This window comes from Streptomyces sp. NPDC040718 (genome assembly GCF_055593565.1).
In genome coordinates, this window is sequence record NZ_JBVIXO010000006.1 from 219,538 (window position 1) to 243,586 (window position 24,049).

General features: G+C 76.6%; 18 protein-coding genes and 1 pseudogene. 13 read left to right on the forward strand and 6 right to left on the reverse strand.

Annotation, left to right across the window (positions count from 1 at the left end; genetic code table 11):
• Positions 1-85: 85 nt before the first annotated feature.
• Positions 86-1,342 (reverse strand): cytochrome P450 family protein, encoded by a 1,257-nt coding sequence (locus ACZ597_RS18005; RefSeq protein ID WP_471330714.1) that lies wholly within the window; start codon positions 1,340-1,342, stop codon positions 86-88.
• 21 nt (positions 1,343-1,363) lie between these two features.
• Positions 1,364-1,888, reverse strand: a complete 525-nt coding sequence (locus ACZ597_RS18010; protein WP_471330717.1) for a DoxX family protein — start codon at positions 1,886-1,888, stop codon at positions 1,364-1,366.
• Between the two features lie 183 nt (positions 1,889-2,071).
• Here ACZ597_RS18010 and ACZ597_RS18015 point away from each other — a divergent pair, with 183 nt between their 5' ends.
• Both ACZ597_RS18015 and ACZ597_RS18020 read left to right on the forward strand, forming a co-directional pair.
• Complete coding sequence (locus ACZ597_RS18015; protein ID WP_471330720.1) at positions 2,072-2,650, forward strand: hypothetical protein; 579 nt, start codon at positions 2,072-2,074, stop codon at positions 2,648-2,650.
• Between the two features lie 57 nt (positions 2,651-2,707).
• Entirely contained in the window at positions 2,708-3,955 is a 1,248-nt protein-coding gene (locus ACZ597_RS18020) for an SUKH-4 family immunity protein (RefSeq protein WP_471330723.1), read from the forward strand.
• Between the two features lie 36 nt (positions 3,956-3,991).
• On the opposite strand, the gene ACZ597_RS18025 is transcribed toward ACZ597_RS18020, so the two are convergent.
• Positions 3,992-4,843 carry a class I SAM-dependent methyltransferase gene (locus ACZ597_RS18025; RefSeq protein WP_471330726.1) on the reverse strand — a complete coding sequence of 284 codons (852 nt, stop codon included), beginning with the start codon at positions 4,841-4,843 and terminating at the stop codon, positions 3,992-3,994.
• 105 nt (positions 4,844-4,948) lie between these two features.
• On the opposite strand from ACZ597_RS18025, the gene ACZ597_RS18030 reads away from it, so the two are divergent.
• Both ACZ597_RS18030 and ACZ597_RS18035 read left to right on the forward strand, forming a co-directional pair.
• Entirely contained in the window at positions 4,949-5,536 is a 588-nt protein-coding gene (locus ACZ597_RS18030) for a TetR family transcriptional regulator (protein WP_471330729.1), read from the forward strand.
• A gap of 138 nt (positions 5,537-5,674) precedes the next feature.
• Positions 5,675-6,262 (forward strand): annotated as a pseudogene (locus tag ACZ597_RS18035) (phosphatase PAP2 family protein); the annotation flags it as partial.
• Positions 6,263-6,352: 90 nt separating this feature from the next.
• Here ACZ597_RS18035 and ACZ597_RS18040 read toward each other — a convergent pair.
• The 3 genes from ACZ597_RS18040 to helR are packed head-to-tail and all read right to left on the reverse strand — an operon-like array spanning position 6,353 to position 10,797.
• Entirely contained in the window at positions 6,353-7,048 is a 696-nt protein-coding gene (locus tag ACZ597_RS18040; RefSeq protein ID WP_471330732.1) for a response regulator, read from the reverse strand.
• A complete protein-coding gene (locus ACZ597_RS18045; RefSeq protein WP_471330734.1) occupies positions 7,045-8,568 on the reverse strand; it encodes a sensor histidine kinase in 1,524 nt (507 codons plus the stop codon). The genes ACZ597_RS18040 and ACZ597_RS18045 overlap by 4 nt, the downstream gene beginning before the upstream one ends.
• 51 nt (positions 8,569-8,619) lie before the next feature.
• A complete protein-coding gene (gene helR / locus ACZ597_RS18050; RefSeq protein ID WP_471330737.1) occupies positions 8,620-10,797 on the reverse strand; it encodes an RNA polymerase recycling motor ATPase HelR in 2,178 nt (725 codons plus the stop codon).
• 564 nt (positions 10,798-11,361) lie between these two features.
• Here helR and ACZ597_RS18055 point away from each other — a divergent pair.
• From ACZ597_RS18055 to ACZ597_RS18095, 9 genes are all read left to right on the forward strand, one after another.
• Positions 11,362-11,559 (forward strand): thiazolylpeptide-type bacteriocin, encoded by a 198-nt coding sequence (locus ACZ597_RS18055; protein WP_471330740.1) that lies wholly within the window; start codon positions 11,362-11,364, stop codon positions 11,557-11,559.
• Between the two features lie 105 nt (positions 11,560-11,664).
• Entirely contained in the window at positions 11,665-14,337 is a 2,673-nt protein-coding gene (locus ACZ597_RS18060; RefSeq protein ID WP_471330743.1) for a lantibiotic dehydratase, read from the forward strand.
• Positions 14,334-16,118, forward strand: coding sequence for a hypothetical protein (locus tag ACZ597_RS18065; RefSeq protein ID WP_471330746.1), 1,785 nt, complete (start codon positions 14,334-14,336; stop codon positions 16,116-16,118). The genes ACZ597_RS18060 and ACZ597_RS18065 overlap by 4 nt, the downstream gene beginning before the upstream one ends.
• Positions 16,115-18,040: a TOMM precursor leader peptide-binding protein gene (locus ACZ597_RS18070; RefSeq protein ID WP_471330749.1), complete on the forward strand. Its 1,926-nt coding sequence runs from the start codon at positions 16,115-16,117 to the stop codon at positions 18,038-18,040. The genes ACZ597_RS18065 and ACZ597_RS18070 overlap by 4 nt, the downstream gene beginning before the upstream one ends.
• A gap of 10 nt (positions 18,041-18,050) precedes the next feature.
• A complete protein-coding gene (locus tag ACZ597_RS18075; protein WP_471330751.1) occupies positions 18,051-19,592 on the forward strand; it encodes a nitroreductase family protein in 1,542 nt (513 codons plus the stop codon).
• Positions 19,593-19,716: 124 nt separating this feature from the next.
• Positions 19,717-21,168 carry an amidohydrolase family protein gene (locus tag ACZ597_RS18080; RefSeq protein WP_471330753.1) on the forward strand — a complete coding sequence of 484 codons (1,452 nt, stop codon included), beginning with the start codon at positions 19,717-19,719 and terminating at the stop codon, positions 21,166-21,168.
• Positions 21,169-21,208: 40 nt separating this feature from the next.
• The gene (locus ACZ597_RS18085) at positions 21,209-21,619 is read left to right on the forward strand and encodes a hypothetical protein (protein WP_471330756.1); all 411 of its coding nucleotides are present in this window, start codon (positions 21,209-21,211) and stop codon (positions 21,617-21,619) included.
• Positions 21,613-22,020, forward strand: coding sequence for a DUF2809 domain-containing protein (locus tag ACZ597_RS18090; protein ID WP_471330759.1), 408 nt, complete (start codon positions 21,613-21,615; stop codon positions 22,018-22,020). The genes ACZ597_RS18085 and ACZ597_RS18090 overlap by 7 nt, the downstream gene beginning before the upstream one ends.
• Before the next feature lie 127 nt (positions 22,021-22,147).
• A complete protein-coding gene (locus tag ACZ597_RS18095) occupies positions 22,148-23,974 on the forward strand; it encodes a VanW family protein (protein ID WP_471330761.1) in 1,827 nt (608 codons plus the stop codon).
• The last annotated feature ends 75 nt before the right edge of the window (positions 23,975-24,049 follow it).

Genomic DNA, 24,049 nt, shown 5'->3' on the forward strand with positions numbered 1-24,049 from the left:
GTCTTGGGCACGGGTGTCGACATCGACGGGGTGGTCGGGGCACGCGGGGCCGGCGGACGAGGTGCGACGCTCCGGCCGGACGCGTCTAGCCGGCCGGGGTGAAGGCCACCGGGAGGGTCAGGGGGCCGCGCAGGCCGCCGGGGCGCCAGGGGATCTCGTCGGGCCGTACGGCGAGGGCGAGGCCGGGGAGCCTGCGCAGGGCCGTGCCGATGGCGATCTCTCCTTCGAGCCGGGCCAGCGGTGCGCCGAGGCAGTAGTGGATGCCGTGCCCGAAGGCCAGGTGGGCGTTTTCCCGCCGGGTGATGTCCAGGCGGTCGGGGTCGGGGAAGCGCACCGGGTCCCGGTCGGCGATGGCGGAGGCGATCAGTACGGTCGATCCGCGCGGGATCCGCACGCCGGCGATCTCGACGTCCTCGCGCGCGAACCGGGCGATGCCGGGGCTGACCGGGCCGTCGTAGCGCAGGAACTCCTCGATCGCCCCCGGCAGCAGACCGGGATCGGAGCGCAGCAGGTCGAGCTGGCCGGGGTGGGCGAGCAGCATGGCCAGGCCGCCGCCGATCAGGTTGACCGTGGTGATGTAGCCGGCGGCCAGCAGCAGGAAGACCATGGCGATCAGCTCGTCCTCGGTCAGCCGCCCCTCCTCGTCCCGGGCGGTGACCAGGCCGCTCAGCAGGTCGTCCCCGGGGTGCGCCCGCTTGTCCCGGATGAGCCCGGTGACGTAGCCGCGCATGTGCTGCCACGCCTCGTTCACGACGGCGGGGTCCGGCGGCTCCGCGCCCCGGGTGATCAGGCGGTCCGTCCAGCGCTGGAAGTCGTGGCGGTCGTCCACCGGGACCCCGAGCAGCTCGCTGATCACGGTGACGGGGAGCGGCAGTGCGAAGTCGCCGACGAGGTCGGCGCGGCCGGCGGGGGTGACCGCGTCCAGCAGCCGGTCGGTGACGGCCTGGATCCGGGGCCGCATCCCCGCCACCCGGTGGGCGGTGAAGGCCTTGGAGACCAGGCGGCGCAGCCGGGTGTGGTCGGGCGGGTCGCTGCGGAGCATGTTGCCGAGCATCGCCTCCCGCTCGGTGCCGGGCAGCTGCCGCAGGAGGCGGGCGTCCGTGGCGTCCCGTACGTCGCTGCTGAGGCGGGGGTCCGACAGGGCCTCCAGGCCGTCTTCGTAGCGGGTGACGAGCCAGGCGTCCAGGCCGCCCGCGATGACCGCGCGGTGGACGGGAGCCTCCTCGCGCAGCTGCCGGTAGAGCGGGAACGGGTCCGCGACGAAGGACGGATCGGCGTAGGGCAGCAGGACGGGCCGCCGGCCCGTGCCGTGTCCGGGTTCGTCGCCGGATTGGGTCGTCACCCGGCCATGATGCCCGGCGGATCAGTCCCTCAGCAGGAGCGCCACGGCCGCGAGTACGACGGCCAGGGCGAGGGCGGCGAGCCCGTACCACGGCCGGTGGGCGCGCAGGACCGGCAGGAAGCGGTCCAGGGCGAAACGGCCCGGTCCGGTCAGGGCCAGGGTGACGGCCGCGGCGATGATCAGGGACTCGAACTCGATGCCCTCCGGGCCGAACACGGAGCCGGCCCACTTGACGGCGAGGGCGTTGACGATGACGCCGACGACGGCCGCGGCGGCCAGTGGGGTGAACAGGCCGAGGATCAGGCCGAGACCGCCGAAGGTCTCGGTGAGGGCGGCGACCGCCGCCATGGCCTCGCCCGCCGGGTAGCCGGCCTTGGCGAAGAACACGCCGGTGCCCTTGAGGCCGGGGCCGTCGAACCATCCGAACAGCTTCTGGGTCCCGTGGACGGCCATGATCACGCCGAGTACGAGGCGCAGCACGGGCAGACCGATGTCGGAGGGGGTGGTCACGGGGGAACGGGTCGCGGGGGAAAGGATCGCGGCCATCGTGGCGCCTTCCGTCGGCGGGGCGGGGAGTGCCGGGCCGGGCACGTCCGCCATGGAAGCACGTACCGCCCGGCCGGCCGGGGCGGGGCGCGCTGGGCCTGCCCGGCCCGACCCGAAAGCACCCCCGGGGCGCCCGGACACCCGCCCCGCCGACCCGCTCCGCCCCTCCGCTACCTTGACCGGATGCACAGACACAGCAGGCCGGAGCCGTATCGCCGGGCCGGGTGGACGGTTCCGGGCACGGCCGGGCGGGCGGCCGCCGCCACCGCCGCGCTGATCGGCGTACTGACGGGCTGTTCGGACTCGCCGGGCGAAGAAGACGTCCGCTACGCGGGGGACTACGGCAACCACGAGCCGCTGGCCGTGCTCGGGTACCCGTCCGCGGGCACGCTGCGGACGGCGCAGGAGGTCGTCTGGCGTACGGCCGACGGAGACGCGGGGGAACTGGCCGCCCTCGCGGCGCCGGGCACCGCGCACGGCGCCGTCACGGCGACGGCGCGGAACTGGATCTCAGCCTTCGGCGAGGGCGCCCGGGGAAGGGTCACCGCGGAGTTCTACGACGAGGGCTCCAAGCGGCAGAGCGTCGTCCTGTACTTCCACGCGACCGGCCAGATCAAGCAGATCGGCGTCCGCTCGGGCATGGGCGGCGAGGACCGCGACTGGTACGTGTACATGGACGAGACGGAACCTGCCGCGGCCACGGCCGTGCCGTCGTGGATCCCGAAGACGCCCGGCGCGCTCGGCTCCCGGTCGGTGCCCTAGGGAGCCGGGGGCGGGCGGAACCGGGGGGCTCCGCCGAGATGGTGGCAGCATGGGCACATGGCCCTTGACGATCTTGAAACGCTGTTCGCCTCTCCCGCCGCGCTGCTGGCAGCCGGACCCGGCGGCCTCGGGGAACTGCCCGCCACGGGCGGGGGCGTGGGGCGCGAGGCCTTCGGCCAGGCGGTCTCGGTGCTCGACGGGGCCGAGGTGCCACGGGCCGAGTTCGCGTCGTGGCTGTACTTCGGTGCGCGGGTGCTGGGCCACGAGGCGTACGCCGGACTGGTCGCCGGGGCCGCGCCGGACATGCCGTGGCGGACCGTCTGGGCCTGGTGGCGTCCGGTCGGCGCCTACCGGGCCCAGCCGAACCTGTCCGGCGGCGCGGACGTCGAGGTGCACGAAGCGCCGGACGGCCGGGTCCTGTTGAAGCTCGAGGCGCAGTGGGCGGGTAAGCGCTGGTTCGACCCGGCCACCGGGGAGCAGGTCCCGGCCCCGGCGGAGGGGGAGTTCACCGAGCGGCCGTACGACGCCGTTCCCGATGAGGGGGACGACGTCTTCTTCGACGACGGGGAAGAGCCGGCCCTCCACTGGCCGCGGACCTGGGAGGAGCCCGTACCGCTCGGCGGGGGCCGGTTCGCGTTCGCCGAGGAGCGCGGGATCGCCGTCGTCGAGCGGAACGGTGACCGGGTGGCCGACCGGTCCGCCGACGCCGTCGGATGGGGGACGGGCGGGCCCTGGTTCGCGGGGCCCGCGCCCGCGGAGACCCCGCTCGACGCCGGCCGGCTGGCGGAGGCCTTCGGGGCGGACTGGGTCCTGCGCCTGGCGCCGGAGCGGCAGCCCGCGGCACTGGTCCACTCCCCCAGCCGGCAGGTGATCGCGGCGGCGGGGCTGCCGCGGTGGTGGGCGGCGGGGGTGGCCTCGTTCAGCCTGGGGTGGACCGGGGAGGGCGCCCACCAGGTGCTGCCCGAGGAGAACGGGCTGCTGCCGCTCGGCACCTTCGAGCTGAGGTACGGCGACACCGGCCGGGTGTCCGTCCACCCGGAGACGGGCGCGGTGTGGATGGTCCGCAACGGGGAGGGGCCGTTCCTCTTCGCCCGGGACGTGGAGACCTTCGTACGGCTGCTGGAGGCCGTGTACCGGTTCATGGGCGCGTGCTGGAGCCCGTACCCCGGCGAGGACGGCAAGCGGGACTTCGTGCGCGAGGCGGCCGCCCTGGACCCGCTCGCCGTCGATCCCTCCACGCCCGGCGGGGACGTGTGGGAGCACCTGTTCGCGGCCATCGTCGACCTCGGCGTCTGGGGTTACTGATACGCGTGCGCCCGGGGCCCCAGCCGCCGGTACGGGTCAGGCGGCGCGGGTCGCGGTCAGGAGCCAGGCCGTGCTGCGCAGCCTGACCGCGCCTTCGGCCTCGTACGCGCGGAACGTGTCGGTCAGGCGGTCCCGGGCCCGGGTGCGCACGTCGGGGCCGACCGCGCCGAGCAGATGGCGGCCGGGTCCGGAGTCGAGGAGGAAGTCCGCGGCGTCGCGGGCGGTCCGGCCCCAGGTGCCCAGCGCCCGGACGTGTTCGGCGCGGACGTCGCGCAGGCCCGCCGTACGCAGCAGGCCGGTGCCGGTGCCGGGGTCGGCCAGGGAGAACATCCCCGGGCCGCCGGGCGATCCGAAGCCCCCGACCGGCAGGAGGTCCGCGAGTGCGGTGATCGCCGTCAGCCACTCGTTGCCTTCGGGCTCGGCGGCGCACAGGAGGGCGACGCGGCCGCCCGGCCTGAGGGCCGAGGCGATGTTGGCGAAGGCGGCTGCGGGGTCGGAGAAGTACATGATGCCGAACCGGCTGATCGCCACGTCGTGGGCGGCTTCGGGCAGCACGTGGGTCTGGGCGTCGCCGTGGGTGAAGGAGACGTTGGCGATGCCCTCCCGCGCGGCCACCGTACGCGCCCGGTCGAGCATGGGGCCGGAGAGGTCGAGGCCGTGGGCGTGGCCGCGGGAGGCGGTCCGGGCCGCCAGCCGGGTGGTGGCGCCGGCCCCGCAGCCGACGTCGAGGACGCGCCCGTCGGGCCGGATCGCGGCGGCGGCGAGCAGGGTCCGGTCGAAGCCCGCGTTGACCGCGTTCCAGCGGTCGTGGTGGGCGGCCCAGTGGGCGCCTTCGTAGCCGTTCCACGCCTCTGCCTGGGCGGTGTTGGCGCTGCTGGTGGTGTGCATGCGGAAGGACCTCCGGTAGGAGTGGCGCCCCCTAGAATGGGCGAGTGCCCAAACAGTATGGGCGTCTGCCCATACTGGCAATCCCCTTACATCGGGAGGATGTTGATGTCACCGCGAGGAGTGGCCATCGAAGGCCTGCGGGAGCGGCTGTTCGAGGCGGCGGACCGCGTCCTGGCCCGGGACGGGGCGGCCGCCCTGACGAGCCGGGCGGTCACCGAGGAAGCGGGCTGCGCCAAGGGCGTGCTGCACACCCACTTCGCCGGCCTGGACGAGTTCGTCGCCGAGCTCGTCCTCTTCCGCTTCGGGACCGCCGCCGCCCTGTCGGAGGGCCTTCCCGCCAGGGCGGGAACGGGCGCGGTGGCGGACAACCTCGCGGACGTGGCGTCGGCGGTGCTGTCCCTGGACCCGGGCCTCGTGGGACTGGCCGTGATCCGGCCGGTCGCGGCGCGGCGGGTCCGGGAGGCCTGGGCGGACGGCGCCCCGGGGTTCGACGCCATCGAGCGGGCGGTCGGCGGCTACCTGCGCGCGGAGCAGGCCCTCGGGCGGCTGGGGGCCGGCGTGGACGTGGAGTCGGCCGCGCTGGCGCTGGTGGCGACGCTGCACCACCTGCTGATGACCGGCCCGGCCGGAGCGGAGCCCTCGGTCCGGGCCCGGGTCGAACGCCTGGTGCGGGCGTTGACCGGGACCGCCTGACCGGCGGCCGGGCCGTCGGGCCGACGGACCGGTGCTCCCTGCCGGGATCCCGCGGTCCCGTCAACCCCGACGATCGTCGGGGGTGCGGGCAGCCGTTCGGCCGGGGTGCGCGGGCCGCGCCGTTCCTACGGTCGGGGCATGGATTCGATCACGCAATGGGGTTGGGGGCGCCGCCTGTTCCTCGCGGCCGCCCCGGCAGGGGCGGGAGCGGCGGCCGTGGTGTGGCTGGCCCCCGGCGGAGCAGTGGGTACGAACGCGCCGGTGCACGTCACCGGGGGCTGGTCGGCCGCCGGGTACCGGGCGCTGACCGGGAGCGTGGCGGACGGCCCGCCGTGGGCGACGGCCCTCCCGGGGCCGGCCGGTGACGGGACGTTGCTGCTGCTCGGGCTGCTGCTGCTCTGGGCGGGCTGGAGCTCCCTGCGCCGCCGGGACGCCCTGGGCCTGGCCGGAGTGGCGGCTGCCGCCGCCGGGACGGTCTTCGCCTACGGGACCAGTGAGGCGGTCAAGCTCCTCGTCGACGAGGAACGCCCCTGCCGCGCCCTGACCGGGGTCACGGCCCCCGCGCCGTGCCCCGACCCGGGCGACTGGTCCTTCCCCAGCAACCACGCGACCCTGGCGGTCGCGCTGGCCGTGGGGGTGGCCCTCGTGCGGCCCCGGCTCGCCGCCCTGGCGCTGCCGGTGGGCGCGGCGGCCGCCCTGCTGCGGGTGCTGGCCGGGGCGCACTACCCGCACGACGTCCTGGCGGGCGCGGCCCTCGGCACGGCGGCCGCGGTGGCCGTACGGGTCCTCGTACTGCCGTACGCCGTACGGGCGGTGTCAGCCCTCCCCGGCCTCCGGGCGGCCGGACGGCACCGGGGCCACGCCGGCCTCGTGCGCGACCACCGCGGCCGCGGCCCGGTTGTCGACGCCGAGGCGGGCGAGGATCGAGCTGACGTGGGCCTTCACCGTGCCCTCCGCCAGCCCCAGGCGGCGCGCGACCTGACCGTTGGAGAACCCGCTGCCGAGGTAGCCGAGCACCTCCCGCTCCCGGCCGGTCAGGGCTTCGACCCGGGCCCGCGCCGCGGAGCGGCGGCCGGCTCCGGCTCCGGCGCCTCCCGCGGCCAGATGGGCGACGACCCGGGCCGCGACCTTCGGTGACAGGTAGGCGGCGCCGTCGGCGACGGCCCGGACTCCGGCGATCAGCTCCTCCGGCTCCCCCGACTTGATCAGGAAGCCGGCGGCGCCCTCGCCCAGGGCGCGCAGGATGTACTCGTCCTCGCCGAAGGTCGTCAGCATCACGACCCCCGTCCCGGGAACGGTCCTGCGTATCTCGGCAGCGGCCTCCAGGCCGCCGGTTCCGGGCATCCGGATGTCGAGGACGGCCACGTGCGGGCGGTGGGACTGGGCGAGTTCCACGGCCCGGCGGCCGTCGGCGGCCTCCGCGACCACGGTGACGCCCGGGTCGGAGGCGAGGATCGCGCGGACGCCCGCGCGGACCATGGGCTCGTCGTCGGCGATCAGGATCCGGATCATCGGACGTCCTTCGCGGTGTAGTCGTCGGTGGAGACCAGGCGTCCGGCGCGGAAGCAGAGACGGTAGACGTCCCCCGAGCGGTCGTCGAACGGGTCGCCGGTCTGTACGTAGAACTCGCAGACCGCGTCCGGCGGTGCGGGTGTGGGCGCCGCCGGGCGGCGGGTCGTCTGGCGCTCGGGAAGGTACGCCGCCACCTCCTCGCGGGGCTGGCCCGCGTACAGGCGGGCGTAGTCGCCCGGCGCGAGGACGGACTGCCGTGCGGTCACGGTGTCCCACGCGCGCACCCCGCCGATCAGCAGGGCGCAGGTGCACAGCGGCACGAGCACGGCCGCGGCGGCGGTACGGCCCAGCCGGCGGCGGGCCGTGCGGTGCTCGGGGGGCAGTGCGCCGGCGGGCCGGCCGGGCCGCGGCGGCGGCACGGTCCCGGGGCGGTGCGGGAGGGTGGCGCGTACCGCGAAACCGCCGCCCTCGGGACCGCAGGTGAAGGTGCCGCCCGCCAGCCGGACGCGTTCGTCGAGGCCGATGAGCCCGAAGCGGTGCTCTGCCCCGGCTGCCGGGGCCCCGGCGTCCGCGGCGGGCCGGACGGCGTGGTCCCGGGGTCCGGAGACCCCGGGCACCGGCTCGTCGGTCACGCCGACCTCGGTCCGGTCCCCGGTGTGGCGGACGAGGACGGTCGCGCGGTGCCCGGGCGCGTGCTTGGCGACGTTCGTCAGTGCCTCCTGGACGACCCGGTGGACGGCCCGCCCGACGGCGGGGGGCGTTCCGCCGGCGGTCGCTCCGGCGCCGTCCGGTACGCCCTCCACGCGCAGCCCCACGTCCAGGCCGGCCGCGGCGGCCCGGTCGACCAGGCCCTCGACCTCCGCGAGCCCGGCGGCCGGACCGGACCCCGGCGTCGGCTCCGACGGCTCGCGCAGCACTCCGATCACCTCCCCGAGCCGGTCCACGGCGGCGCCCGCCCTGGCCCGGATGTCCTGGGCGGCGGCCCGGTGTTCGTCCGGCAGTCCGGGGGCGAGTTTCAGCGCCCCCGCCGACAGGGCGATCAGGCTGAGGTCGTGGCCGAGGAGGTCGTGCATGTCCTGTGCGATGCGGGTCCGTTCGCGCAGCCGGGCCTGTTCGGCGACCAGCCGCTGCTCCCGCTCCAGCCGCGCCGCGCGCTCCCATCCCGCCCGTACGAGTTCGCGGTGCTGGCGCAGGAAGCGGCCCGCGAACCAGGGCAGCATCGCCGCCACGAGGAGCAGCCCGACGAACCGGCTCGCCCACTCCAGCCAGGCCGGCACCAGGAGCACGCAGACCACGGCGGCGGCGAGGACGGCGGCCAGCGCCGCCGCCGCGCTCCGGCCGCGGCCCCGCTGCCGGCCGGCGAGGAAGGCGCAGACCGCCGCCGGCAGGCCCCACCACAGGGTGGACACGCCCGTACCGACACCGGCCACCGCCCCGGCGAACAGGCCGGCGGACAGCACCGGGACGGGCATCCGCATCCGTCCCGGCACCGGCCGGCATTTGGTGATCGTTTTTCTCACGGACACGACCCTACGGAAGCGTGCCGTTCCCGCGACACCGCCGAAAGTCCACTACCGCCCGCCGGCGCCGGTGAGGACCACGAGGCGCTGGGTCGCCCGGGTCATCGCGACGTAGCGGTCGACCGCGCCGGCGACGCCCGTGCCGAACTCCTGCGGGTCGACGAGGACGACCAGGTCGAACTCCAGGCCCTTCGACAGCGCCGGCGTCAACGACCGGACGCGCGGCGTGGCACGGAACGCGGGATCGCCGATGACGCAGGCGACCCCCTCCGGGTGCGCGGAGAGCCAGGCGTCGAGGACCGAGTCCCGTTCGGCGGCGGACCCGTGGACGACGGGGATGCCGCTGCTGCGGACGGAGGCCGGCACGTTGGCGTCCGGGAGGACGGTCCGGATGACCGGCTCGGCCTCGGCCATGACCTCCTGCGGGGTGCGGTAGTTGACGCTCAGGGAGGCCATGGTGATGCGGTCGAGGCCGATCCGTTCGAGCCGTTCCCGCCAGGACTCCGTGAACCCGTCCCTGGCCTGGGCCCGGTCCCCGACGATGGTGAAGCTGCGGGAGGGGCAGCGCAGCAGCAGCATCTGCCATTCGGCGTCGGTCAGTTCCTGGGCCTCGTCCACGACGATGTGCGCGAAGGGGCCCGCGAGCAGGTCCCGGTCGGCGGCGGGCAGCGCGGCCCCGTCGATCAGGCTGTCCTGGAGGTCCTTGCCGCGCAGCATCGTCACCGCGCCCTCGCCGTCGGCGTCGGCCGCGAGCACGCTGTCGATGACCCCCGCCATCCGTTCGCGTTCGGCGGCGACGGAGGCCTCGTGCCGGCGCTTGCGCAGGGACGCCTGCGAGTCGCCGAGCCGCTGCCGTGCCGCGTCCAGCAGGGGCAGGTCGCTGACCGTCCAGCGCTCGGCGTCCTCGCGCTGGAGCCTTTGCACCTCCTCGCGGCCGAGCCAGGGAGCGCACTTGCGCAGGTAGGCGGGGACCGTCCACAGGTCGGCGACGATCTCGGCCGCCTCCAGCGTCGGCCAGGCCCGGTCGAGGGCGGTGACCAGCTCCCGGTTCTGCCGCAGCGACCTGCCCAGCAGCTCGGGCGAGAGGTCGTCCTCGTCCCCGTCGCCTTCGTCGTGGTGCTTGTCCAGCAGGATCGCGACCAGTTCGTCCCAGATCTGCTCGCGGGCCTCGTTGTGCGGGGTGCCGGGTTCGACCGCCTCGAACGCCGTGGCCCAGTCGTCGGCGGTGAGCCGGACGTCGGCCCAGTGGGTGGTGACCGTCATCCCCTCGGCGGGCGGCTCCTCGTAGAACGCGACGGCCGCCCCGATCGCCTTCACCAGGTCCGCGGAGGACTTCAGGCGGGCCACCTCCGGGTCGCTCTCGGGCACCGCCGTGGCGCCCTCGGCGACGAGGTCCCGGACGGTGCAGGTCTGTACGCCCTCCTCGCCGAGGCTGGGGAGGACGTCGGCGACGTAGGACAGGTAGGGGCGGTGCGGGCCGACGAAGAGCACGCCGCCGCGGCGGTGTCCGAGGCGCGGGTCGGAGTAGAGGAGGTGGGCGGTGCGGTGCAGGGCGACCACGGTCTTCCCGGTGCCGGGACCGCCGTCGACGACGAGGGCGCCGCGGGAGCCCGCCCGGATGATGGCGTCCTGGTCCGCCTGGATGGTGCCGAGGACGTCCCGCATGCGGGACGACCGGTTGCCCGCGAGGCTGGCGATGAAGGCCGACTGGTCGTCCAGCGCGGCGTGCCCCTCCAGCCCGTCGACGCTGAACACCTCGTCCCAGTAGTCGCCGATCCGGCCCCGGTTCCACCGGTACCTGCGGCGGCTCGTCAGGCCCATCGGGTCGGCGTGGGTGGCCGCGAAGAAGGGTTCGGCGGCCGGGGAGCGCCAGTCGATCAGCAGCCGGCGGCCCGTGGCGTCGGTGAGGCCGAACCGGCCGACGTACAGGGGCTCGGGGTCGTCGGCGAGGACGATGCGGCCGAGGCACAGGTCCAGGCCGAAGCGGCGCAGCACGCGCAGGCGGGCGGTCAGCCGGTGGATCTCCGCGTCCCGGTCCATGGCCTCCCGGCCGATGCCGCCGGGTGCCCTGCGTGCGGCGTCGAGCCGGTCGGACACCTCGGCGATCGTCCGTTCGAGACTCTCCTCGATGGCGGCGAAGTGCCGTTCGTCCCCGGCGACCAGCTTCGGGTCGGCCTTGGCGGCGAGGTGGTCGGGAAGGTCAAACACGCTGGTGGTCAGCGGGTTCACTGATGCGGCTCCGATCCGAGGTCGTTCGCGACCCGTGTGTTGCGGTGTGTTCGGCTGTTGCGTGTGTACGGCTGTGTTGCGGTGTGTTCGGCTCAGGTCGGTGATTCTGCGTCACGACCAGGGCCTTGCCGCAAGCCCCCCGGTGCGTTATAACTTGAGAGTGGCAAGGAGCGGGTTTCCCTCCTTGCCTTTGCTGTTTGCGCCGCCCCGCGTGGATGACCCGCCTCCACGGCACGGCCGCAGCCCCCCCTACGCGCACGCGCGCCCCCCTTTCACGACGGCGGCTCCGCCGCACCCGCCGGGACCCGCCCCGCGCACCCGGCGGCGGTTTGCGGCCATGCGGGCCCGAATTCGGCGGTGGGTGGCGTACCGCCGGCCGACCCGGGCCGTCCGGGGGCCGATTGCGCTGTCTTTCGGTCAACCTCCTTGGCTTCACATGGAGTTATCCCCTGATGTCGAAATGCGTCCGCTGCGCCCGGATCGCCCCTGGAGCTACCGTGGCGACCGCTCGTCCGCAACACGGATCCGGCCACCACACATCGCCCCACACCCTTGGGAGTTCTCATGGCAGATTTCGACGCGGCCCTGTCCTTCGAGGCCCACGACCTGGACCTCGGCGGCATCACCGTCACCGCGATGCGCGACACCGCAGGCGTTTCGGCCTTCGCCGCCGGCTCGTCCACCTCCACCTGCGGCATTCCCACCGCCACCGCCTGCCAGTGCGTCACACAGCAGCCGCAGACGGTTCCCGGCGTCATCTGAGAGTGCCCCGCAGACGCCCGCTCCGGCACCCGTTCCCCCCGGGCCCGGAGCGGGCGGTCCGCTTCCTGCCCCCGCCCAGGCCGAGCCGGAAGGACCCGGGACGCCATGACCTCACCCGCCCCCGCCGTGCGCACCTCCTCCTACGCGCTGGTGCGCGCTACGACGCTCACCCACCCCGCGCAGTCGCCGGACGCGGCCGCCTTCCGTGCCGCGTTCGAGGAACTGACACGGCTGGAGGGCGCACTGGCCCGGCTCACGCCCGCACTGACCGACGCCCTGTACGCGAGCCGGGGCGGCCATCCCGACCCCTTCCACCGCGACGTGGTGCTGCCGCTGCGCCGGGCCCTGCACAACGGCCGGGAGCCCCGGCCCGCACTCCTCGCAGCCCTCGGCGACCTGCCCGAACGGGTCCCGGCACTGCGGGAGTGGCTCGGGCTGCACGGCCGGCGCACCTCGCTGCGGGCCCGGCTCCGCGGCCCGGCCGCGGCCGCCCTGGCGGCGGAGCGCCGCGCCCTCGCCACGCAGTGCCGCGAGCCGGCCCTCGCCCTCGCCGCCTCGGCGACCAGCGCCGAACTGCTGGCCGCCGTCGAGCGGACCGCGGCCGGAGCCGTCGGGCGCCGCGCCCGCAAGGAGGAACCCGGAGTGCTGCGGCACGCCGTGCGCGCCGCCACCCGGAGCAGTCCCGTGTCCTGGTACACGGCGGTCGGCTGGGGCCCGCTGCCGGCCGCCCCCGGCGCCCGGCAGCCGGGCGGCTCCGACTGGGGGGAGGGCGACCTGCCGGGCGCGGTCGGCAACCACGTCCGGACCGGCCGGAGCCTGGTGACCGCCCTGTGCGAGGCCCTGCTCGCCGACCCCGCCCGGCGGGCCCGGCTCCCGCACCGGATGGCGAGCGCGGCCCGTACCGCCGACGGGCGCGCCGCCTTCGCCCGGGCCCGCGGCCTCTCCGCCGTCGGCCGCTTCGCCGTCCCCGGGCAGGACGAGGTCGAGGTCGCCGCGAGCGCGCCCCTGGAGCGGGTGGCCGAGCTCTGCCGCACTCCCGCGACACCCGCGCGGCTGGCGGCGGCGCTGGCCGCTCCGGAGGACCGGGCGGCCGCCACGGCGTACCTGGACCAGCTCGTGGAGGCCGGACTGCTGGTCCCCGTACCGCCCGTCGGACCACAGGAGGGAGACCCGCTCGGACGTCTCGCCGCCTGGCTGCGCGCCGGCGGCGAGACCGCCCTGGCCACCCGGGTCGACGAAATCGCCGACGGTACACGGAAGTTCGGGGCGGCCGGGCCCCGCGAGCGCACCGCTCTGCTCGCCCTGCTGCGCGAACGCTGGACGGCGTTGCTGGCCTCGGCGGGACGGCCGCTGCCCGCGCAGGACCCGGTGCCCCCCGTGCTGGCGGAGGACGTGGTGGCCCGGTACCCGGTGGACGCCGACGGCCTGCTCTCCGCCGAGGACCACGAGGCGCTGCGCGATGTCGCCGCCCTGGCCGAGCTGTACGACCTCGGGCACCTGGTGCGCCGGGCCCTGCGCGACCGGTTCGTGGCGCGCTACGGCCGGGGCGGTGTCTGCCACCCCGTCTGGGACTTCGGGCCCTCGACGGTCGCCGCCTGGGAGGACACCGTCCGGGACGCGCTCCTCAGCCCGCGGGACGGGCTGGGCTCCCTCCCGAGCCGCGCGGCCGAACTCGTGGGCCTGCGGGCCTCGTTCGAGGAGGCGGTGCGGGAGCGGACCGCCCTCCGGGAGGACCCGGACGCCGATGTGGTGCTGCCCGCGGAGCTGGTCGCGTCCCACGCGGCGCGGCTGCCCGGCTGGGCCGCGACGCGCCCCCTGTCGTACGCGCACTTCCTCCAGCGGGACGCCGGGCGCGGGCTGCTGGCCCTCAACCACCTCTACGGCGGCTGGGGACGGACCGGGAGCCGCTTCTTCGGCCTGCTCGGCCCGGACGCCGTCGAGGCCGTCACCCGGGAGGTCGCGCACGCGGCGGGACCCGGCTCGCGGCCGGTGCAGTTCCGGCCCGTCCAGGGCTTCAACGCCAACCTGCAACCCCGGTTCATGCCCGAGGAGATCGTCTCGCAGGAGTACGCCCCGCACGCGGAGGGCGGCGGCGGGGACCGGGCGCCCCTGCGCGACTCGGACGTGGAGCTGGTCCACGACGAGGCCACCGACCAGGTGCGGCTGCGGCTGCGGGCCACCGGCGAGACGCTGGACGTCTTCTACCCGGGCCTGCTGGTGAGCGGCCTGCTGCCCACGCGGGACGCCCCGCTGGTCCACGACCATCCCGAGGGCGTCGTCTCCTTCGCCTCCCTGGTGCCCCGGGTGGTCACCGAGGTGCCCGGCGGGCCGCTGGTGCGCACTCCGCGGCTGCGCCACCGGCACGTCGTGCTCCGGCGGCGGCGCTGGAAGCTCGCGCCCGGCACGGTCGACGCGCTGCGTGCCGCGCTGGCCGCCGACCTGCCCGGCGGGGAGGTGCCCTTCGCCGCCGCCGCGCGCTGGCGTGCCCTGCTGGGCGTACCCGACCAGTTGTTCCTGCACCCGCCCCTGGTGACGGCCGCGGAGGCCGTCGAGACGCCGGGGGACCCCCGGTACCGGCGGGCGCTGCCCAAGCCGCAGTTCGTCGACCTCGGCAACGCGCTGCACCTGCGCTGCCTCGGCAAGTGGCTCGCCCGCCATCCCGACGGGCTGGTGCTGGAGGAGGCCCTGCCCGCCCCCGGCGGACGGGAGCGTCCCGCGCGCGCCGTCGAGGTCGTGGTGGAGACCTACCGTGCGGGCAGCCCCGCGGGTGCGTCATGACCGCCGCGCAGCCGGACGTGTCCGGCGCGCCCACCGGGGCCCGTGAGCCCGACGCGCTGGACGCCCTGCGGTCCTGGCGGCTGCGGCCCGGGGTCATCGCGAGCACCCTCGCCTCGGGGCTCCACCTGCGGGGCTGGAGCGGCAGCGTCACCCTGGAGGGCAGTCCCGCGCTGCCGGTCCTGTGGCGGATGCTGGAGGAGGCGCTGCGGACGGGCGGCGCCGCGGAGCTCGCCGCCCGCGCCGCAGCCGGTACGCCGCTGCGTGCCGCGCTGTGCGCCCTGATCGGGCGGCTCCACGCCCACGGGATGCTGGTCGAGGACCCGGCCCCGCCGGGCGGCGCCCCTGCGGGCGAGTGGCTGCTCACGGTCGCCGGGCGTCCCGCCGAGGCGGCCGCCGCCCTCGCCGGGGCCCTGGTGGAGGTACGGGCCGCCGACCCGGGCGGCCCCCTGGCCTCGGCGGCCGTACGGGCCCTGGCGCGCGCCGGGATCCCGGCGGTCCGGGCCCGGGCCGCCGGCGGCCGGGAGCGGGTGCTGCTCCGCGCCACCCGCGCGGACGGCGCCGAGTGGGCGGTCGGCGCGGTCGTCCACCCCGGCGGGGCGTTCGTCACCCCGGTCGGCGGCCCGGCGCGGGCCGTGGCGGACACGGCGGCGCTGGCCGGGCGCCTCGGGCTCGGCCGGGACCCCGGCCGGGAGCCCGGCCGACTGCCGCCGCCGGGCCGGGCGCTCACCGCCCTGGTGGCGGGCGGGGCCGTGCAGCGGCTGCTGTGCGCGGTGGCCGGGCTGCCGGATCCGGGCTCCGAGGACGCCGGGGCCGGGGCGGGGCGACCGCGGTTCCCCCTGGTGCTGGTCGCCGGGGACCACCCGCCGCGGTCGGAGTACCGTCCCTGGCCGCAGGGTTCCGCGGAGGCGGCCGCGCCGCCCGGCACCCTCGCCGAGGCGCTGGCCGGGGTGGCCGCGCTGGGCGACGAGCGCCTCGGGGTGGTCGCGCCGCCGCTGACCGGGGCCCTGCCGCAGCTTCCGGTGGCGCTGGCCGGCTGCGCGGTGCCGGGCGGCGGGCGGCTGGTGGCCGGTGCCGCCCGGGCCGACCTGGCCCGCCTCGACGCGGTGTGCCGGGCGGCCGAACTGCGGTGCCGCGGCACGGGCGTGGTGGTCGGGGCGGGGCCCGGGCACGCACTGGGGCGGGCGCTGCGGCGGGCCGCGCTGCGGCTGCCCGCGCCGGGAGCGGGGGCCGCGCCCTGGGACCCGTACGGGGGCGGGCACCCGCACGCCCGCCACTGGTGGGGCGTGCTGACCCGCCGGCTGGGGGTGCGGGCGGAGATGCGCGTGGCCCCGCTGGACGCGGCCGGTACCGCCCACCGGGCCGAGGTGCGCGCGAGCGGCTCCCCCGGGCGGCTGCTCGGGCGGGCGGTGGAGGCCACCGCCGGGGACGCGGCGGCCTTCGCGGCGCTGGCCGCGCTGGTCCGCGTACAGGCCGGCCCGGCCGGTCCGGCGACCGGTCACATCACGTCTCCCGGCGGGGAGTTGTGCCCGCTGGCGACCGCCGGGGTGGTCCCGGCGCCGTGGGAGGACGAGAGCTGGGCCGCGGGCTGGTGGGCCGGGGTGGCCCGGCGCGAAACCGGCCTGCACACCGCCCTGCGGGAGCTGACCGGCCTGCGCACCCGCGCCTGGGAGCCGGCCGGGCCCGGGGCGCACGCGGTCCCAGCGGCGCTGCGCGGCTGCGGGTTCACCGTACTCGCCGGCCAGGACCGCGCGGGCACCTGCCCGGAAGGAGGAACACGGTGAACGCCTCGGCTCGGCCCGCCACCGCCACCCCGCTCGGTGCGGCCCTCACCGCGCTCGGGCTGACCGTCCTCGACGCGCGGAGCGCGCTGGCCGCCACGGCGGGGCGGGCCGTGGTGGTCCTGGACGACTGGTCCCTGGACACCGCCGCCGAGCTGTCCCGGCACGCGCTCCGCCATCCGGTGACGCTGGTCCCGGTCCGCGGCGACGGTGCGCTGAGCGTGGTCGGCCCCGTGCTGCGCCCCGGCGCGGTGGGCTGCCTCTCCTGTACGGAGTACCGCCGGCTCGCCACCATCGGAGGCCGCGTCCCGTGGCACAGCCCCGGGCTGCGGCTGGGCGGCAGCCCCTCCCCCGCCCTTGCGGACGCCGTCGCGGCACTGGCCGCCGACCTGTTGGCGGAGCCCGCCCCCGCGCCGGGCGCCGGCACGCCGGTCCGGGTGGTGCACGGCGGCCGGGCCGGCTGGTCGAGCCACGTCTTCCGGCCGGTCGGCGGCTGCCCGGTGTGCCTGCCCCTGCCCGATGACGACGCCGCGACGGCACGGCCCCGCCGGAGCGGGGTGCCGCTGCCGGATCCGGGGGTGCTGCGCGGGCCCAACGACCGTACGGACAGGGCCGGCCTGCTCGCGGAGCTGTACGACGAGCGGTTCGGGCCGGTCCACCGGGTGGTCCGCTCCGAGGATTCCGTGAACAGCCTGACCAGCGCCTACGTCACCCTCGGGCGGGACCTGCCCGAGGGCGGGTACGGCCGGTCCGGCGACTGGGACAGCAGCGAGCGGGTGGCCCTCTTCGAGGGCGTCGAGCGGCTCACCGGGATGAGCCCGCACGGCAGGCGGACCGTACTGCGGGCCGCTTACGCCGAGTTGGGGCCGGAGCGGGCGGTGGACCCGGAGCGGCTGGGACTGCCCGATCCCGCCCACCACGGCCATCCCGCGTCGCCGACCGTCCCCTACGCGCCGGACCTGGAGCTGGACTGGGTGCACGGCTGGTCGCTGACCCGCGCCCGCCCCGTCGCCGTGCCCGAGCACGTCGCGTACTGGGATCCCGCCCCGGGCCGGCCGCGCGTCGTCTACGAGTGCTCCAGCGGGTGCGGTCTCGGCAACAGCCCCGAAGAGGCCGCGCTGTACGGGCTGTTCGAGGTGGCGGAGCGCGACGCGTTCCTGATGGCCTGGTACGCGAGGGCCCCGCTGCGGCGGATCGCGCTGCCGGACGACGACCCGGAGGTGCTGCACCTCGCCGACCGGGTGCGGCTGGCCGGATACGAGCTCGCGCTGCTGGACGCCACCAACGACTTCGGTGTCCCCGCCGTCATCGCCGTCGCGCGGCACACCGATCCGCGGTCGGCGGCGCCGCAGGTGTTCCTGGCGGCCGGAGCCCACCACGACCCGCGCGCCGCGATCCGCTCCGCCGTGGTGGAGGCGGTGACCAACGTGTTCAACGCCGCCCAGCGGCTGAGGGCGGAGCCCGACAGCTGTGATCCGCGCAGGCTGCGGCCCATGCTGGAGCGGCCCGAGCTGGTCGTCACGCTGTCCGACCACACCGCCCTGTACGGCCTGCCGGAGGCCCGGCCGCGGCTGGACTTCCTGTACGAGGGCGACGACCGCCCGGCGTCCTGGCGGGAGGCCTGGCCGGGCGCTCCCGAGCCCGTCACGGACCTGGCCGGGCTGCTGGACGCGACGGTGCGGCGGCTGGCGGGCGCCGGGCTGGAGGTGGTCGTGGTCGGGCAGGACGAGGCGGGGATCCGCGACCGCCTCGGCCTCCACACGGCCAAGGCGGTGGTGCCGGGCGCCCTGCCGATGACCTTCGGGCACGTCAACCGGCGCACCCGGGGGCTGCCCCGGCTCCTGGAGGTCCCGCACCGGCTGGGCCGGGCCGCGGGGCCGCTGCGCCACGACGAACTGCCGCTGCATCCGCACCCCTTCCCCTGAGGAGCCGTACGTGACGACCGCTCTGCCGGACTCCTGGCCGGTCCTGCACTGCTTCCCGCGGACCGGGCCCGGGGCCGTGGACGGCTTCCTCGTGGAGGAACTCGCGCCGCTGCTGGACGGGCTCGTCGCCGAGGGCCGGGCCGCCGCCTGGGACTTCGTACGGAGCGAGGAGGGCGGAGCCCACCTGACGGTGCGGGTGCACGGCGGCCGCCCGGCCCGCGGCGAAGTCGCCCGCGTGGCCGGGGCGTTGTCCGGGTCGGCGGAGGTGCGTACCGCGGCGGGGGCGCCGTCCGCCGGCACGGGGTTCGCGGCCCTGTCCACCCGGACGGCGGTGGACTGCGTCGCCGGGACCCCACCCGGCGGCAGGCGCCTGGCCGTCGCCGCGGACCTGGCGCACGCCACGGCCTGGGCCCTGGGGATGGACCCCTTCGCGGCGGCGCGCTGGCTGCGCGGGCTGGCGGTGGCCGGACGGCTCGGGCCGGGCGCGGGGCGGGCGCTGCCCGCGAGCGTGGTGCACGCGCACGTGACCGCCCTGTACGCGGCGCAGCGCGCGGGCCTGGCCGGCCGGGCGGCGGCCTTGCGGGAGGCCCTGGCGGAGGGCGGGGCCGCGGGGCCGGTGGCGGCCTGGGCGGCGGGGGTGCGGGCGGCGGCGGGCGCGGGGGCCGGGGAGTGGGGCTCCGAGCTGCGCCTGCTGTGCAACCGGATGGGGGTCGACCCGGGCGAGGAGCGTGCCGTGTACCGGCTGGCCGCGCACGCCCTGCTCGACACCGGCGAGCCGGCCGCGTACTTCCCCGAGGGGCACCTGGCCCCGGACTGGCGGTACCTGGAGCGGAGCAAGGTCCGGCCGGGCTGGGACGCCGACGACGGGCTGCGGCCGGCTCCCGGCGAGCCGGCCGCGGACGGGGAGGAGGTGGCGCTGCCCGGCGGTCCGGTGCCGGAGGTCCCGCTGTGGGCCGCCGTCACCGGCCGCACCAGCGTCCGCACGGGGCTCACCGGTCCGCTGGACGCCGGGGAGCTGGGCACGCTGCTGTGGGGCGCCCATGCCGTCAGCCACACGACCGGCTCCGGCGCGCCCTTCGCGCACCGCCCCTATCCGAGTCCGGGCGGCCTCTACGCGGCGGGGATCCGGCTGTTCGCGTTCGGGGTGGCGGGGCTGGCGCCGGGTGCGTACCAGTGCCTGCCGGGCCGGCGCGCGCTGCTGCGGGTGGGGGACGCGCCCGCGCTCGACGAGTTCAAGGCGGTGTCCGCGTACATGACGGCGCCGCCGGCGGATCCGCGGGCGGTGGTCGTGGACGAGGTCCCGGTGGTGCTCGGCCTGTACGTGGACCTCGGCCGGATGCGGCAGCGCTACGGCCTGCGGGCGCTGCGGCTGGGCCTGCTGGAGGCCGGGCACCTGGCGCAGTCCCTGCTGCTGACGGCGTCGGCGCTGGGGCTGTCCGCGATGCCGCTGGGCGGCTTCCAGGACGACCTGGCCCACGAACTGTTCGGCCTGGACGACCTGGACCGCCCCCTCCAGTACCTGCTCCCCCTCGGCCGGGCCGCAGGCTGGTAGGCGTGTCTTTCGGATCAGGCCGGGTGGGTGCCGTGCACCCGGGCAGGGGGCGGCCTGGGCGGGGCGGTCGGGCGGGCCGAGGCTGGGACCCGTACCCCCCTCCGCCCGTCGAACAGGACCTCCCATGCCCGTTTCCGGTACGTCGTGCCCCGCCGTCCTCGAAAGCATCCGCCGCCGGTCCGGCAATCCGGGCCGGCGGGTCCTGTTCACCGGCGCGACCGTCGTCACGATGGACCCCGTCCTGGGGGTGCTCGACGGCGCCGACCTCCTGGTGGAGGGCGACACCATCGCCGCGGTCGGCCCGGGTCTGAGCGGCGAGGGCGCGGTGACCGTCGACGCGGCGGGCACGATCCTCGCCCCGGGTTTCACCGACACCCACCGGCACGCCTGGCAGAGCCAGTTGCGCCGGATCATGCCGGACGTCGACGACCTCGGCTCGTACGTACGGTCCACCCTGGCGGGCTACGCCCCCGCGTACCGGCCGGCGGACATGTACGTCGGGACCAGGCTGGCCGCGTTGGGCGCGATCGACGCCGGGATCACCTGCATGCTCGACTTCTCCCACAACTCCCGTACCCCCGAGCACTCCAACGCCGCGGTCCAGGGCCTCCTGGACTCCGGCATCCGGGGTGTGCACGCTTCCATGGGCCCGCACTTCGGCGAGTGGGACGGGCGGTGGCCCGGGGACCTCGCCCGGCTCAGGGACCGCTGGTTCGCGAGCGACGACCAGCTGCTGACCCTGCGGCTGGGGGCGCTGGCCACCGCGGAGATCGCCGGGCCCGCCCTGGCCTACGGATCCGGACTGGCACGCGTGGCGAAGGAGCTGGGCATCGGCGTCAGCGTGGACGCGGTCTTCGGCGCCCCCTCGTCCGAGGCGGTCCTGGAGTGGGAGCGGCAGGGCGTCCTCGGCCCGGACGTGACGCTCATCCACGCCACCGGGCTCACCCCCGGGGCGTGGGAGGCGATCGGGAGGAGCGGTGCGACGGTCTCCCTCGCTCCGACCTCGGAGGCGCAGATCGGGCTGGAGACCGCGGTCCCCGCCGTGGACGAGGCGCTGGCCGCCGGGGTCCGTCCCGGTCTGGGCATCGACGTGGAAGTGGCCCTGGCCGGCGACATGTTCACGCAGATGCGGGCCCTGCACGCCATCCAGCGGATGCGCGCGGTCAACGCCGTCCACGGCACCGGCCGGCCGGCGCGCCGCATCACCGCCCGCGACGTACTGGACTTCGCCACGCTCCAGGGGGCCCGGACCAACGGGCTGGACGGCGTCAGCGGCTCCCTCACCCCGGGGAAGAAGGCCGACCTGATGGCCGTCCGCGCCGAGGACCTCAACAACATGCCGCTGAACGACCCGGTCGGCACGCTCGTACTGGGCGCGGACGCCCGTAACATCAGCGCCGTGCTCGTGGGTGGCGAGCCGCGCAAGTGGAACGGCCAGGTCCTGGACGTGGACCTGGGCGCCCTGCGCGACGAGGTGAGCGCGTCGCGCGCGTACCTGATCGACCGGGCGGGCCCGGGGACGGGTGCCGCGCGGTCCGCACCGGATAATGGCTCCGCCGCGCGCTGGAAGCACTGAGCCGGTACCGGCCCGCACCGACCCGGGAGACGAAGGATCCATGACGCTGAGGGAAGGCCGGCGGGTGACGCTGGCGTCCGACATCGGGCTCTCCGGTTCGCCGGTCGCGATGGACGGCTCCGGCGCCCCGCCCGTGCCCGTGGCCGGGTTCCTCGCCCTGGCGGCGGGCACTGCGGGCACGGTCGAGCGGCTGGACCGGGAGGAGCCGCGGGAGAGCCACGGCGTCCGCGAGTACGCGCGGCTCAAGTCGCTCTTCGATTCGTTCGGGCACGACATGCCGGCGGGGAGCAGGCGGCAGCTGGAGGAGCGGATCGCCGCCCTGGAACCGGAGTGGACCGCCCATCAGCGGCAGGGACCCACCGTGACGGTCCGCGTCCGCTTCGACAACGGGTTCGTCCTGGACGGGGCGTCCGCGGACCTCTTCGCCGACGCGGGCGGGGACGGGTGCTGATCCGGACCCGCCTGGCCGCGGCGGCGGCCGCGGTGGCGGTGGCCGGGGCCGGACTGGGCCTGCGGGCGGTGGCGGCGGGGAGCGCGGCCAAGTACGGCGGTGACGCGCTGTACACCGTCCTGGTGCTGGCCCTGGTCGTGCTGGCCGCGCCCCGGACGGCGCCGCGACGGGCGGCCGCCGTCGCGCTGGCCGTCAGCTGGGCGGTGGAGTTCCTCCAGCTCGGCCCCCTGCCGGCGGAGCTCTCCCGGCACAGCACGGCGGCCCGGCTGGTCCTGGGTTCCACTTTCAACGGGCCCGACCTGTTCTGGTACGCCGTGGGCGCGGCGGCGGGCGGGCTCGTCCTCACCGCCCTGCGGGGGCGCCCCTCCCACAGCACGGCGAGGCGTTTGCCCGTTTTGTGAGAACGGTTACCTTCTCACCCGAATGGCGCGTTTCCGGGGTCATCATGGTTGACCGGAACTGTCGTCTATGCGCCCCTGCCACGGCCCGAGAGCCGTCGGCGACCGGTCGGCGCCACTAGGGAGAACCGTGCGACCTGCGGGCAGCTGGACGGGCAAGAACTGGCGGACCGCGTTGCCGGTGGCGGGAGGCGCCCTCGTGCTGGGGCTCGGCGGCCTCTACGCCGCCGGGCTCGCCGTGGGCGACGACATCGCCGACGGCACCCGGGTCCGGGGCGTCGAGATCGGCGGCATGAGCCGTGCGGCGGCGGAGAGCACGCTGGTCCGGGAGCTCGGCCCGCGGGCCGGCGCCCCGATCCCTGCGGGGATCGGGGACCGCGTCGAGCAGGTCGCCCCCGCGTCCGTCGGACTGTCCCTCGACGCCGCCGCGACCGCCGACCGTGCCTCCCGTGCGGGCTACGGCCCCGTCGGCGTCATCGGCAGGCTCTTCGCCTCCGGCGACCCGGACGTCGAGCCCGTGATCCGCACCGACGAGCAGGCGGCCCGCGCCGGCGTCGACCGGCTCGTGGCGGGCACCGCCCAGGCCGTCCGCGACGGGTCCATAGCCTTCGACGCCGGAAAGCCGAAGGTCGTCCCCGCGCGGACCGGCGTCACCCTGGTCCAGGACCGGGCCTTCGACACCCTCCGGGACGCCTACCTGCGGCCGCGCCCGGCCGGCGCGCCCGTCGCCCTGCCCGTCACCCGTACCGAGCCGCGCGTGGGCGCGGAGGAGACCGGGCGGGCCCTGCGCGAGTTCGCCCGGCCCGCCGTGTCCGGGCCGGTCACCCTCGGCGTCGCCGGTGCGCGGATACCCGTGAGCCCCGCCGTGCTGGGCGAGCACCTGAAGATGAACGCCGACGCCGACGGCCGCCTGGTGCCGGCCCTGGACTCCGAGGGCCTGCTCGCCGACCCGGCCGTGGCCGGCCCCCTCGCGGAAGCCGCCGGGGCCCCGCGCGACGCCGCGCTCGACGTGGACGCGGACGGACGCGTCGTGGTCACGCGGAGCAGCCGCGCCGGACAGCAGGTCACCGGGGAGGCCCTCGGCCGGGCCGTGCTGCCCGCGCTGACCCGCTCGGGTGCCGGCCGGAGCGCCGAGGTGGCCACCAAGGCCGTGGAGCCGGAGCTCACCGATGCCGAGGTGCAGCGCCTCGGCATCAAGGAGAAGATGTCCTCCTTCACCGTGGAGTTCCCCGCCGCCCCGTACCGGACCACGAACATCGGGCGTGCCGTGGAGCTGATCAACGGCTCCGTGGTCATGCCCGGCAAGCAGTGGAGCTTCAACCGCACGGTCGGCGAGCGCACCGAGCAGAACGGCTTCGTCGACGGGATCATGATCAACGACGGCCGGTACGTGAAGTCGCCCGGCGGCGGCGTCTCCGCGGTCGCCACGACGATGTACAACGCCATGTTCTTCGCCGGCCTCAAGCCCCTCGAACACGGGGCGCACTCCTTCTACATCGAGCGCTACCCGGAGGGCCGCGAGGCCACCGTCGCCTGGGGCAGCCTCGACCTGCGCTGGCTCAACGACTCCGGCCACCCCGTCTACGTGAAGGCGTCCTCGACGGACACCTCGCTGACGATCAGCCTGCTCGGCACGAAGAAGTACGACGAGATCCGCGCGACCAAGGGCCCCCGCACCAACGTGAAGCCGCCCGCGAAGGTCAAGGCCGGCGGTCCGACGTGCGAGGTGCAGACGCCCCTGGAGGGCTTCGACGTGACCGTCGGCCGGGTGTTCGTCAAGAACGGCCAGGAGGTCCGGCACGAGGAGCACACCACGCACTACACCCCGCGGGACGAGGTCACCTGCGAGCCGGAGACCGCGCCCGGCACGGTGCCGGGCGGCTCCCCGACGGCGGGCACTCCTTCGCCGGGCACCCCGGCGGCGGCCGCCCAGGCGGCCCCCGCACAGGGCCGGTAGGGGGAAAGAACCGCCGCCCGAGGTGACCGGCGGCGCGCGCGGCGCGCTCCGCCGGGCGCCGGAGGGGCCCCAGGT